The 12,948-nt window shown below is 53.1% G+C and carries 13 protein-coding genes; 6 read left to right on the top strand and 7 right to left on the bottom strand.

The genetic code is table 11. The features are described from left to right. Positions 1-13 precede the first annotated feature (13 nt). Together GM154_RS19895 and GM154_RS19890 are read right to left on the bottom strand one after the other, a co-directional pair. The gene (locus GM154_RS19895) at positions 14-226 is read right to left on the bottom strand and encodes a hypothetical protein (protein ID WP_150346216.1); all 213 of its coding nucleotides are present in this window, start codon (positions 224-226) and stop codon (positions 14-16) included. Positions 227-388: 162 nt separating this feature from the next. After that, positions 389-2,602 (bottom strand): TonB-dependent hemoglobin/transferrin/lactoferrin family receptor, encoded by a 2,214-nt coding sequence (locus GM154_RS19890; RefSeq protein ID WP_219653143.1) that lies wholly within the window; start codon positions 2,600-2,602, stop codon positions 389-391. Between the two features lie 183 nt (positions 2,603-2,785). Between GM154_RS19890 and GM154_RS19885 the strand changes: the two genes are divergently transcribed. Genes GM154_RS19885 through GM154_RS19870 form a run of 4 tightly spaced genes read left to right on the top strand, consistent with a single transcriptional unit; the run spans position 2,786 to position 6,523 of the window. Beyond that, positions 2,786-3,844, top strand: coding sequence for a hemin-degrading factor (locus GM154_RS19885; RefSeq protein ID WP_219653142.1), 1,059 nt, complete (start codon positions 2,786-2,788; stop codon positions 3,842-3,844). After that, complete coding sequence (locus tag GM154_RS19880) at positions 3,814-4,728, top strand: hemin ABC transporter substrate-binding protein (RefSeq protein WP_374940330.1); 915 nt, start codon at positions 3,814-3,816, stop codon at positions 4,726-4,728. Before GM154_RS19885 ends, GM154_RS19880 begins: the two co-directional genes overlap by 31 nt. A 50-nt stretch (positions 4,729-4,778) precedes the next feature. Next, the gene (locus GM154_RS19875; protein ID WP_219653187.1) at positions 4,779-5,756 is read left to right on the top strand and encodes an iron ABC transporter permease; all 978 of its coding nucleotides are present in this window, start codon (positions 4,779-4,781) and stop codon (positions 5,754-5,756) included. Beyond that, positions 5,756-6,523: a heme ABC transporter ATP-binding protein gene (locus GM154_RS19870; protein ID WP_150346221.1), complete on the top strand. Its 768-nt coding sequence runs from the start codon at positions 5,756-5,758 to the stop codon at positions 6,521-6,523. The genes GM154_RS19875 and GM154_RS19870 overlap by 1 nt, the downstream gene beginning before the upstream one ends. A 47-nt stretch (positions 6,524-6,570) precedes the next feature. On the opposite strand, the gene hemB is transcribed toward GM154_RS19870, so the two are convergent. After that, positions 6,571-7,545, bottom strand: a complete 975-nt coding sequence (gene hemB, locus GM154_RS19865; protein ID WP_122043891.1) for a porphobilinogen synthase — start codon at positions 7,543-7,545, stop codon at positions 6,571-6,573. A 337-nt stretch (positions 7,546-7,882) separates the two neighbouring features. Here hemB and GM154_RS19860 point away from each other — a divergent pair, with 337 nt between their 5' ends. Next, complete coding sequence (locus tag GM154_RS19860) at positions 7,883-8,206, top strand: DUF6482 family protein (protein WP_219653141.1); 324 nt, start codon at positions 7,883-7,885, stop codon at positions 8,204-8,206. Between the two features lie 175 nt (positions 8,207-8,381). Here GM154_RS19860 and GM154_RS19855 read toward each other — a convergent pair whose 3' ends face one another. The 4 genes from GM154_RS19855 to GM154_RS19840 form a co-directional block, all read right to left on the bottom strand. Further along, positions 8,382-8,591, bottom strand: coding sequence for a hypothetical protein (locus GM154_RS19855; RefSeq protein ID WP_219653140.1), 210 nt, complete (start codon positions 8,589-8,591; stop codon positions 8,382-8,384). A 216-nt stretch (positions 8,592-8,807) separates the two neighbouring features. Then, the gene (locus GM154_RS19850; protein WP_019364226.1) at positions 8,808-9,395 is read right to left on the bottom strand and encodes an SIS domain-containing protein; all 588 of its coding nucleotides are present in this window, start codon (positions 9,393-9,395) and stop codon (positions 8,808-8,810) included. A 123-nt stretch (positions 9,396-9,518) separates the two neighbouring features. Next, positions 9,519-10,190 carry an HAD family phosphatase gene (locus GM154_RS19845; RefSeq protein ID WP_219653139.1) on the bottom strand — a complete coding sequence of 224 codons (672 nt, stop codon included), beginning with the start codon at positions 10,188-10,190 and terminating at the stop codon, positions 9,519-9,521. Positions 10,191-10,259: 69 nt separating this feature from the next. Continuing rightward, positions 10,260-11,498 carry a hypothetical protein gene (locus GM154_RS19840; RefSeq protein WP_219653138.1) on the bottom strand — a complete coding sequence of 413 codons (1,239 nt, stop codon included), beginning with the start codon at positions 11,496-11,498 and terminating at the stop codon, positions 10,260-10,262. A 997-nt stretch (positions 11,499-12,495) separates the two neighbouring features. On the opposite strand from GM154_RS19840, the gene GM154_RS19835 reads away from it, so the two are divergent. Then, positions 12,496-12,738, top strand: coding sequence for a hypothetical protein (locus GM154_RS19835; protein ID WP_219653137.1), 243 nt, complete (start codon positions 12,496-12,498; stop codon positions 12,736-12,738). Positions 12,739-12,948 lie beyond the last annotated feature (210 nt).

Below are 12,948 nucleotides of genomic sequence, written 5' to 3'. Positions count from 1 at the left end.
TTGTCATAGGCGCTCAGACTTGCCCTGCCGGCGTATCAGCAACCGCACGAGGGGGCGTCGTATCAATCACGGGAGAGAATCCACGCATTCGTGTCGGCGCTGGCTTGAAGAACAAGGCAACCAACCAGCTGGCCATGAGACTTAGAACGGCAGGAAGCGCATGATCCGCTTGCATAAAGGCAAAGCAGGCGGCGATACCCAGCCAGATAATAACGTAGTAACGCATAATGACTTCCTCACCAAAGTGGACTTCGAGGCCATAAGCAACAAGGCGAGCGGATTTTTCCCTAAAGTGAGACTTATGTCCAAAGATATTTGTAGACCCGCCTCCAATTCGAAGGTAGAGGCGGTCAGCTCCTGTTTTACTGACGCCCCTTACCCCAAATGCTCAAATTTCCCAGACAATATTCATCGATACATTGCGGCCAGGTTGACTCAGGCGGTCGATATTGGCAGGCGCCAGCATTCCTCCTTCTCCGGTTGTGTCATAACCTCGTAGGTCATCCCACAGCCAGTATTTCTTGTCGGTGAGGTTGTAGAGTCCAGCGTTGACCGTGAGATCGCGGGTGAGCTTGTAGTAGGCCGTAAGATCCAGTATGCCAAACCCCGGCGTGCGAAACTGCATACTGCCGTCGGCAGCGTGATAGCGCGCGTCATCGACACGCTTCTTGCGTTGTACCAGTGTCCAGTCGAGACGACCGCCATATTGACCTGTGCGGTCGTCGTATCCGAGGCTGAAGACCCCTGTCAGCGGACTCACGCTATTGAGCGGCTGACCAGTATCATCGTTGCGGCCCCAGGCGTAGGCGATGGTGCCTTCGCTGTAGGCGCCCTCAGGCAGGCCAACGGTGTCCAGTTCCAGATGCCCTTTGGCTTCGGCGCCTTTGATCGTGGCATGACTGATATTGCTGGACTGGAAAACAGCATAACTGCCCCCTCCGCCCAGGGCATCCTCTTCAATAAAATCGCGATATTTGTTATAGAACACCGCGACACTGAAATTGCCCTGATCGAAGTGTCCTCTAAACCCCAACTCAACGCCACGGCTGGTTTCCGGATCAAGGTCGGCATTGCCCACCACCTGGTAACCTGCGCTTTCATTGGTGAAGTTGCCATATAACGCTTTGGGTGTTGGTGTGCGGAAGCCCTCGGCGTACTGGCCGAAGGCACTGTAGTGATCATTGAAGCGATAGGTCACGCCTAGTTTTGGTGAAACGTGGTGCCAGCTCTTTTCGCTATCATCGAAAGCCGTACCGCTGGCCAACCCGGCGAGATAGGCTGTATTGGCATCCGGCTTCAGCGTCGTATGGTCATAGCGTAACGCTGGCAGAAAGGTCCAGGCCCCTATATCGATCTGGTCCTGAACAAACGTTCCCCAGGTGTCCACCGCAGGCGATGGAAAATCGCTGGCATAAAGATTAGCGACACCACGGTTGGATGTCCCTGTCCGCAAGCCGTTGACCTCCTGGTGCTCATAACGCAGTCCATAAGTCACCAGATGCTCGCTCTCGCCCATGGCGAAATGCTTGTCGAGTTTGTTATCGAATGCCGAAGTATGCTCTTCATACGTGGTCTTACGGTAATAGCTGGCGCTGCTATTGGGCTGGTAAGTGCGCTGATCCGTCCCACCGTTTTGGTAACTGAGCAACGTGGTCCAACGATCAGCGAAGCCGGTAGTCAGGCTCAGTGCGTTTTCCAGACTGAAGCGCTCTCGTTCCTCTACATCAACGACATTACGTCCCAGATAACTGCGCGTCTGTACGCCGAAAATACGGGTCGGTGCACTTTTGATATCACCGTCCAAACGTGAGCGATAATGCTCATAGGTCAATTGCAAACGGCTGTCGTCACCGTAGTGATAGCCTAGTTTCGCCAGCACGTTGTAGCTGTCGTGATCCTCCGGGTTGGCTGCGGTACGGCTGCTACCGAGTCCATGATGGCCCCCATACGACTCCGTTTCGTGCCCACTGCGCTTGCCATAATGCACCAGCGCATCGAAATCGCCGGTCCGGCCTGCCACTGTACCGGAGGTCAACCAACTACGATCAGCGGAGCTGTATCCTGTCTTGAACCGGGCACCATAGTTCCTACCCTCTCTGAGCAGATCTTCTGGATCAAGCGTGAAGTAGCTGACAGCACCACCGATGGCATCACTTCCATACAGAGCAGAAGCCGGGCCACGCAGAATCTCTACCCGCTTGACAAGGTCGGGATCAACATAATTTCGCCGGGTATTGGCATAAGGACCAAACGCATACGCGTCCGGTACCGTCACGCCATCAATCTGGGTCAAGACTCGGTTGCCGTCGATCCCCCGGATATTGAAACCGTTAATGCCAGCTGCGTGCCCTGTACCTCCTACACTGACACCCGGCTCATGCCGCACCAGATCCCTGATGGTATTGATATTTTCCCGGTCTATATCCGTCTGTTCCTTGACCGTGACGGTAGTGGGAACGGCGGTGATCGGCTGTTCGGTAAAGGTTGCAGTAATGGTAGTGACTGGAAGAGCGCTGGCGCTTTCGGCGGCGGCTGTAAAGCCAGGTGTCAGGCACAACAGGACAATCCATGGGCGAAGCGGAAACGGCGGAGACATATTCATAGAGGGCTCGGTGTTTTTTAATGCATTTGATAATCATTACTATCCGAACGATATCTGTAAAGCCAAAGATGAGAATTAATATCATCTTTATTGTAAATGATTATCGTTTTAATATACTCGCACTGGTTCGCTAGACGGATGTCTAGCCATGCCGCTCTACCCTAACCTTCAAGGAAATCCCCTATGAGCCTGTCTACGTTAGAGCCTGCCGTTGCGTGCGATCTCTTCAAGGAGTGGCAACGTCTGCGCCTGGAAAAACCCTCTATACGTGCACGTGATGCCGCCCAACAGCTGAAGGTCAGCGAGGCGGAGCTTGTAGCCAGTCGGATTGGGAACGATGTGATCCGCCTGCGTCCTGAATGGAAAGCGCTACTGGGAGAGCTTACCAACTTGGGACCTGTCATGGCGCTTACGCGCAATGAATACTGCGTCCATGAGCGCCAGGGGCCGTACCGCGAACTGGCCATATCAGGAAATGGTCGTATGGGGCTGGTCGTCTCGCCCGACATCGATTTACGGCTGTTTCTCTCAGGCTGGACATTTGCGTTTGCGGTAGACGAAGTGACTTCGCGCGGCCTGTTACATAGCCTTCAGGTCTTTGATGCACAAGGAATGGCGATTCATAAAGTCTATCTGACTGAGAACAGTCATAAGGATGCCTGGGAAGCGCTGAAGACACGCTTTAAGGAAACTGAGCAAAGCTGCGAACTGACACGGGTACCGTTGAAAGCGCGCGTACCGCCCTGTTCCGATCAGAAGGTTGATATCGAGGCCCTGCGCTCAGGGTGGGCGGAGCTAAAGGATACCCACCACTTCCATGCGCTCCTGCAGCGACTGGGCATCGCCAGAACCCAGGCCTTACGACTGGCGGGCAAGGAGTGGGCTGAATCATTGAATGTGGACGCGCTGCCCCAGGTCATGAACGCTGCCGCGGCACAGCAATTACCCATCATGATATTTGTGGGCAACCAACACTGTATCCAGATCCATACCGGAACCCTCACAACACTCAAGTGGGTAGACACCTGGTTCAATGTATTGGACAGTGCCTTCAATCTGCACCTGCAAACGTCGGGTATCCATACACTTTGGCGCGTGCGTAAACCGAGTGTGGACGGCATCATTACCAGCCTTGAGGCGTATGACCACAACGGAGAACTGATCATGCAGATGTTTGGCGCACGTAAACCTGGCCAACCCGAACGTGCACAATGGACAGCCCTGGCGGAGTCTGCTCAGTGAAAAAGATTCGTCTTGCCATGGGACTTCTGCTCTGGGCTACCGCCGTGATCGTTTTATCTGCCGAGCAGCCCCAACGCTGGGTCAGTGCAGGCGGCTCGCTGACTGAATGGATCGCCGTACTGGGCGGTCAATCCCGACTGGTTGGCGTAGACACTACAAGCCAGCACCCCGAGTCGCTTCAAACGCTGCCCAGGATAGGTTATCAACGCCAGCTCAGCGCTGAAGGCATTCTTACTTTGCGGCCAGACATACTGGTAGGCAGCGAAGAGATGGGGCCGCCTCCCGTGCTTGATCAACTGCGCAGAACAGGAGTGCGAGTAGAGACCTTGTCGGCCGACGCCAGTCTGGACACCCTGCACCGTACCCTGGAAGCACTGGGTACCTGGCTGGGGAAACCGGAAGAGGCCCAAAGGCAATTTACCCGCTACAGTGATACGTTGCACAGCCTGGAATCCCGCATTCATGCAGCTCAGGCGCATCACGCCAGCCCTGGCGTGCTACTACTAATTGGAGGCACGGGAGATCGGCCGTTGATCGCAGGGCCCGATACACTCGGCGATTGGCTGATCAAGCAGGCAGGAGGTATCAACCTGGCGACGCAGCCAGGATACAAGGCGCTCTCCAGCGAAGTGCTGGCTGGGCTTGACCCGGCGTATATCATTATTGCCGACCGCCGCCTTGAGGGCGCTGCTGCTGCGCAGGCGCTGTTAAAGCAGAATCCTGCCCTAGAGCAAAGTCAGGCCGTGCGTGAAGGACACCTACTGCCTATTGATGCCACCGTACTGGTAGGCGGACTGGGACCTCGTCTGCCGGAAGTAGCAGAGCACCTAGCCGGACAGTTTTACCTGCAAGATCTTCCAGAGCCGGCAGCCGGACAACCATGAGCCTGCGCGCGGCGCCTCGGTTATTGCTTATAGGGCTGATCGGCTTGACCCTGCTCAGCCTGTGGCTATCACTGGCGCTGGGGCCGCTTCGCCTCCCCCTGGGCGAAACGTTACGCGCGCTGGCTCATCTTTCCGGTCTACCTGTTACCGCCAGTGACCAGGCTCTACTGGTAGTTGGGCAGATTCGTTTGCCTCGCACCCTGATGGGCCTGATGGTTGGTGCGGTGCTGGCATTGACGGGCGTTGCCATGCAGGGGCTTTTCCGCAATCCCCTCGCAGACCCTGGCCTGATTGGGGTGTCCAGTGGAGCGGCGTTGGGCGCAGCCCTGGCAATTGTCGGCGGCGAGTACCTCTTCAGCCTGCCGATTGGGCTCCAGCCTTATCTGCTGTCATTGTTTGCCTTCATGGGCGGCCTGGTGATCACTGCCATCGTTTACCGGCTGGGTTGCCGGCACGGTCAGGCACACGTCGCCACCATGCTCCTGGCAGGTATTGCGTTAACGGCCATGGCAGGCGCTGCCATAGGTCTGCTCACCTATCTGGCTGATGACACCACGCTGCGCCTGTTGACGTCCTGGAACCTAGGAAGCCTGAACGGTGCCAGCTATGCCCGGCTATGGCCGCTGGTGGGGATTGGCCTGGCCGTAGCGTTATGGTTGCCCCGACGTGCCGACGCCCTGAATGCGTTGCTTCTTGGAGAGTCCGAGGCACGACACTTGGGTATCGATGTAGAGCGACTCAAGGGCGAACTGATCCTGTGTACTGCCTTGGGTGTAGGTGCCGCAGTCGCAGCAGCAGGCCTGATCGGCTTCGTAGGACTGGTCGTGCCACACCTGCTCCGCTTGATTGCAGGGCCCGACCATCGGGTACTCTTACCCAGCGCACTGTTTGGCGGCGCCAGCCTGTTGATTCTGGCCGATATCATTGCACGCCTGTTGCTGGCGCCCGCCGAATTGCCAATAGGGATCGTGACCGCTTTTATCGGGGCGCCCTTCTTTTTGTTCCTGCTGTTGCGACGGGCCATGTAATGCTCAAGGCAACAGAATTAAGCGTTCAGCATGCCACCGGGTGGCGTATTCGTGACATCGATCTGGAGCTGCGCAGCGGCGAAATCCTGGGAGTCATCGGTCCCAACGGCGCAGGGAAAAGCACACTCTTTGGCGCGTTATGTGGAGACATACGACCGACCTCAGGCGATATCATACTTGGAGCAACGCCCCTGGCAGCATGGTCGCCCGAGGCGAGGGCTCTTAATCTGGCTGTACTGCCTCAAACCTCGACGTTAAGTTTTGCGTTTACGGTAAGACAAGTTGCAGGTTTCGGCAGACTACCCCATGCAACAGGCCTCCATACCGATACCCGAATCGTCGATACGGTACTTGATCTTTGCGACCTGACCGAGCTTGCGCAACGTCACTATACGACCCTGTCCGGCGGGGAGCGCCAGCGAACCCATTTGGCCCGCATACTCGCGCAGCTATGGCCTGCCACCTCTGACAAGGTGCTCTTACTGGATGAGCCGACATCAGCCCTCGATCCCCATCATCAGCACAGCATCCTGAAGGTGATCAGGCAGATGGCCAATCAAGGGTTAGCCGTAGCCGTCGTGCTGCACGACATGAACCTGGCGGCCCGCTACTGCGACAGGCTGCTTCTGCTCAAGCATGGTCAAATGGAGGGCTTGGGCAGCCCTGAAGAAGTCTTATGTCCCGAGCGCCTCAAGGCAGTGTTTGATCTGGATGTCCTGATTCAGGAGCACCCAGTGCATGGCCATCCGCTGGTGATCTACCTGTAGCCTTGAGCGGAGCCGGCGAAAGGAGTGCCGGCTCGCTATTCGCAGTGTTAGATACCGTCTTTGGCCAGATCCATGGCGAAATAGGTAAAGATCAGATCGGCACCGGCACGCTTGATTGAACCCAGGCTTTCCCGTACCACACGGTGTTCGTCAATCGCCCCGGCGGCGGCCGCAAACTTGATCATGGCGTATTCACCGCTGACCTGATAGGCGCCCAGCGGTAGCCTGGAGGCCTCACGAATGTCTCGAATGATATCCAGGTAGGCGCCAGCAGGCTTCACCATCAGCGCATCCGCGCCTTCCTGCTCATCCATCAGAGATTCACGGATCGCTTCGCGGCGGTTCATGGGATTCATCTGATAGGCATTGCGATTGCCCTTGAGCGCGCTACCACCAGCCTCGCGGAACGGGCCATACATTGCCGATGCAAATTTGGTGGAGTAGGACATGATCGAGGTATTGATAAAGCCTGCCTCATCCAAAGCGCTGCGAATCGCATGCACCTGTCCATCCATGGCTGCCGACGGCGCAATGAAGTCTGCACCGGCCTGAGCCGCAGCAACGGCTTGCTTGCCCAGATTGATCAGCGTGGCATCGTTATCGATGTGGTCATCATGAACGATGCCACAATGACCATGGGTGGTGTACTCGCAGAAACAGGTATCGGACATGACGATCATTTCCGGTACCGCGTCCTTGCAGATACGCGCCATACGTGAAACCAGGCCGTCCTCATGCCATGTATCGCTTCCGTCATGGGACAGGTGATGAGACACGCCAAAGGTCATGACCGACTTGATACCGGCGCGAGCATAACGCTCGATTTCGCTGGCCAGCCTGGATTCGGGGATACGCATGACACCCGGCATGGCTTTGATCGGGACGAAATCATCGATTTCTTCCTCGACGAAGATCGGCAGTACCAGATCATTGAGGCTCAGCTCAGTTTCCTGAAACATCGAGCGAAGCTGATCGGAACGACGAAGACGGCGTGGGCGAGAAAGAGGGAAAGAACTGGGCACTTGAAACCTCGCAATAAACAAAATCTGTAGCAGATTCGACGTCTGACGAGCGGAGGGATGGCCACGGCAATAGGAAGGATTCTGAAAGTCGAGCCGAAGGACTCAGCGGATCGTCATTTCATTAGCATACTACTGAACAGACGTTTTATGTCGCCCCTTCAGCGCGTCACGTTGCCGCGCATCGTTTTCATCGTAGCAAGGTAGATGATGGGCACCACAAGGCCGTGCAGATATCACAAGACGGACGTTCCTCTATTGAACTCGCCCACCCACCACGTTTCAAAGAACGATAGCGAAACGCTTATTTGAACAACAACCCCAGTACTGGAGAACCTTCATGAAAGTGGCAGAATTGACCAAGCATGTGAAGGACGGAGATGTTAAGGAAATCCATTTCGTTTCCATGGAGGGCGGCTCTTTCGTCATACATGCGTTAATGAATAATGAATCCCATCCCGTTGTGAACGATCACGGTGAAACGCTGCATATCGCCTCGGTCGAAGAAGGCCGAAAAATACTGGTTAATCTGAAGGGAGACGTTCAGCTGTTCCTGGTTCAGCCTGCAGTCTACGAAGAGATGGTCGGGCAAGACAGCACGCCCCAGGCTTCCAAGCAGCCCATTCCCCTGCATGGCAACTCGATGGGCCAAAGAAACAACTAGGACTGCTGAGCCTGATGTACTCAGGCTCTGTCGTTCCATCCTAGCGACGGACACCAGCCAAACAGTTCTTTACGGCCTTAGCATCACCTTCTTAAATACACGTATAGGGTTAAATACTCTTCTGGCTGCAATGCAGAAGTTCTAACCCGGACGCCTCATCTGTCAGGTTCATACATCACAGATATTGCTTGCGAAAGCGCTCATACAACTCATGCAGCTCTCGTGTACAGGCGTCTGCATCATCGAGTTGATATAGCTGCGTTCTGGCAGCGTCTACGGCAGCATCATGGAGCTTTCGTGCAAAGACCAGATAGTCCGCACGCTCCATATCACCCGTCTTTTCCAACACATCACCAACCGCTCCGCTGGCGTTGTCCGTAGGCATCTGCGCTCCTTAATTTCACTACTTCACTGAATTAAGACACGCTGATTCTAACCATAGCACTTTGCTATTAAGCAACGTTTACGTGACCTTTACGAACGGATACATTGACGTAAGGCAAGGGATGCTGTGCTTAAACCATAGAGAAGCCTTTGAGTAGGATTGCACCTCACGGCATAGCATGCTCAACATGCCATTAAGCATGAGCTGCGTAGTGCTTCACGCATAATTGTCAGGAAACAGCCCCCGTTCCACTAGTTCAATCAAGATATGAACAACTTTGATGTGCAGCTCTTGAACACGGTCAGCATACCTCCCCCCAGGCGCACAGATTTCTATATCGGCTAGCGCTCCTAGTGGTGAGCCTTGCCGCCCCGTCAGAGCCACCAGCAATATGCCGTTTGCTTTGGCGTATTCCGCCGCAGCTACCACGTTGGCACTTGTTCCGCTCGTACTAAAAGCCAGCAGACAGTCTCCGGCTCGTCCATGTGCCTCCAGATAGCGCGAAAAGACCTGGCTGTAGCCCATATCATTTGCAACGCAGCTCAGGTGGCTAGGATCACTGATTGAAACTGCCGGCAGACCTCTTCTATCTTCACGATAGCGGCCTGACAATTCTTCGGCAAAATGCATGGCATCACACATAGAACCACCATTGCCACAACTAAAGACGCGGCCGCCCTTAGTAAACGTATCAACCAGGAGCTGCCCGGCCTGGGCAATGGCCGAAACCGCAAGCTCATCCCGCATGAACGCGTCTAATGCCGAGCGGGACTCGGTCAGGCTTGCGACAACGTGCTTCTCCATTGTTACCTCTCTTGTCTATCTAAATTGTGTAGTAGTGGCTTCTATAGGAACACAAGAGATCTATCTTGACGGCGCTCCTTTAAAGAGAACTCAAGTAGTAAACCTACCCACATGGGCCATGCATTAAACCGGGGCGTTTAACTTTTTGATCAAGGATGGCATTTCGCTCATATCGCAAAAGACAGCGGAAGCGCCCGCGTCCAGCAACCGCTGTCGATGCCCTGCGTCACAATGAGCGCCGCCTGCAAAACCGAGCACATGCATTCCAGCACGTACTCCAGCGGTTACACCCGCTACGCTATCTTCCAGAAGCAGACACTTCTTCGGGCTGGTCTTCATCCACCCGGCGGCAAACAGAAAAACATCCGGCTCCGGCTTTCCGCGTGCAACTAAGGTTGCACTGACTACATTGGGCATGAACCGCTCATACAGCCCAACCGTCTCCAACCCTAAACGGAGCTTTTCAGGAAAACTGCTCGAAGCGACACAGACTGGCAGATCGATCTGATCCAGGGCCTCCATAAGCCGCGGCATGATCTTGAGCTCTGTTGCATACGACTCAACCGTCCGCGCATTGACACTTTCGCGGTAGCCCTCTGGAATAGGCCTGCCCCATTCGTGCTCGATCTCAGCTCGCATTTCGTGGTCAGGCCGACCCGCGAAGCGTTGAATGACTTGCTCCGTTGTAATGGAATAGCCAAGTTTGGTCAGCTCCTCCGCCGCAATGCGGCACACCAATATTTCGCTATCGATCAGCACTCCATCACAATCAAAAATCAACGCCTCAAATTTCATTCCGCTAAGTCTCCTCTTCATGTTTGGTTCGAGGCTTCAAAGCGCCCCAGGTAAAAGGTTGGACTTCGACTAGCTGGCTTTGTCCTGCTCGACAGGGTGGGAATCGATATAAGTACCCGAGGCTTGCAGACGAAACAGGTTGAACAGCCCTTGTGATGCACTTTTAGCAGGTAGCCCCTTTTGCTCCTGATACGCCTGTAACGGCTCTTCGATACGATGCAGAAAACGATCGATGAACTTCTGTACCGTTGTTACCTCATCAGGGCACGGGGCGCGAAAGCGGGCCAGAATCCGATTGATCGTGTCAGAGTTTGCCTCGAAACGGCTCAGGATGGATTTGGCGGCCCCATCCAGATATGCCGTCACGTCAACATCCCGGACAAAGTCGGCATACTTGGGTTTGGAGCGCAGCAACGCTTCAACCCCATCGCGCATCTCATTGATGACCTCCGAGGCGTAAAGCCGATGGTTATCGGTCTCTTGAATGAACTCGTTGAGCTTGATTTCCGGCCTGCCACCTGTTTCCTGAAAGGCTGTTAGTGCGATAAGCCAATGGGAGCCATTGAGCAGTGAATTTTTGATTTCCTTTTCGATATCCAGATAACGACTGAACTGTATCCGGCTACCCTCGAGAATCTGGGGCAACTGCTCGGTACGGGGACATAGTTCAACTTTTAATGCGCCGTACTCTTCCGCTCGTACCACCAGCGTAGGTTCATTATCGAGTACGGCCTCCTCCAGCTCGACACACACGCGATCCACTAAAGCGGGTACACAGCGAACACACTGGCGAATATCGTCGGAAATCATCCCCTGTAGACTTTCATGATCTAGCACTTCGCAAGCACTTACGGTGTTTTCACAGGCAATAAGATAAATATTGCCTATCGAGCCCTCTTCATCAGTTTTTGCCTTGCAGATCAGATTGAGTGCTTCGATAACCGGGCTATAGTTTTCTGCTGCCAATACGGACGCTGTGACAATGACGCCCTTGGACTTTCCCTCGGAACGATCGAGAATATCCCGAATCGGCCTCTCAATACTCTTATCTTCATAAGTGAAGAAATCGTTGTAGGTTACTCGCTCTCTTGGCTTCATCTCGCCTTCTGGTGTCGCGATGACATATTCTTTTCGAGAGTGGGTGAGAAGGAGCTCATTACGGCGCTCGGGACTAACAGCCGTAGAGCCTGTTGCGCTACCCCCAGAAACGGCACGGTTGAAGAGATAAAGTTCTGAGCCTGGAGCCTGAAAAAAAGGAGCGACCAGACCCAGCCCAAGCCGGCCCGTACCAAAATGAATATGCAGCATGATTATTCTGTACTCCGCTTATACATGAAGATCGTGTTCCAACCCTCCATGGCTACTAGCAGGAATCCATAGATAAATAATTGGCGAGACGCGAACCTATTTAAATAGCCACATAAAGATGCAGCTATTCTTAAATACTGATAACCCTCATAAAATATACTTCAATGACCTTCACACTTTAATATAGTAATGCAACATTATTAATGTCTCGCCTCCTCTTTCTCAGGCAAAGCCATTCCTCTGCTATGGTTTTTTACCATGCACTTAAATCATGATCTGCGTAAATAAAGCAGCACCTGAGAAAAGATATAAATTTACGGCAGGAAAACCAAAAGCTTGTATAGACTCACCGAAAGCGTAACCGTAGCGGAATAACCTCTATTATCATCCCTTTTTCGAAAGGCATTATAAGAACATCCCTCACACTATTCTGATATTAAGAAGTTGTAATAGTTTCACAATACAGACGAACGGACAGCAACAAAAACAATATACAGGTCTAACTTATAGTGCCGCCGGCTCGTTTGTATAACTTATTCGCAGCCAGGTTAACCGTTGCTAAAGGCCGATTACTTTGCTTTTGTACAACATACCAATACCTGTACAGTTTGTATGTAGGTTTATCAAAAACCTACAGTCGTCTATATTCAGGTCTCCACCGCTATGGACCTAGTGCCTAGGCAGCCAATGAATGCAAAAGCAACGGCCCTTCTAGCGGGTCAGTCTCGAAAAAATCGCCTTGAATAAAGTGTGCTCCTTTGTAGCTGTACCTGCCGAATGGTCATCCTGAAAAGAAACCTCTTTACCAGAATACAATCCATATTTATGCAAGAGGTGCGCTCCAAGGGCTCGACACTGCCAATCTAGCTTTTCATGATAACTCCTATGACTGCATCTTTTACTTCGACATTATTCGTAGTTCCTATATTGCCACAGGTTTTGAACTATTGAGCGCACAAACCTAAGGCAATGTATTCACTTTTAAGAGGATTCAGACATGACTGTAAGCGAACTTATCAAAGAACTTGAAAAACTGAATCCTGATCTTTTTATCGTAGCAACCTGTGAAGACCATGAGATCTTGGAGCCTGAGCAGACTATACGTATCTTGGGGCCTATTTCCGTATCCAACGAGTTTGTTGAGATTTACAGAGATGCCAAAGGGAAAACCCGCATAACACATCAAACCATCGGCGAGGCGCAAGAAGTAGCATTTATTAAATTGACGACAACTCTTTAATAAGTAGTTGTATTAATTAATAACCTTATTAACAGGTAAGCCTGTAGTGCAAGGCTTACGCTTAATCTCGGATAATGGTTTACCTGGACGGCTGGATAAACGTTAAGTAAGTGCCTGAGGTTACCAGCATTTACTAGGGTTTGTCTGAAAAGTCGCGTTTGTTAGCCTAATGCCGTTGTGGCAAGCGGAGGCAGACATGACAGGTCGCTA

This window comes from Pseudomonas sp. MAG002Y (assembly GCF_019400845.1).
Classification (GTDB): domain Bacteria; phylum Pseudomonadota; class Gammaproteobacteria; order Pseudomonadales; family Pseudomonadaceae; genus Chryseomonas; species Chryseomonas luteola.
Note: the sequence above shows the minus strand (reverse complement) of the source record. Positions and strands in the feature narration are given on the sequence as shown.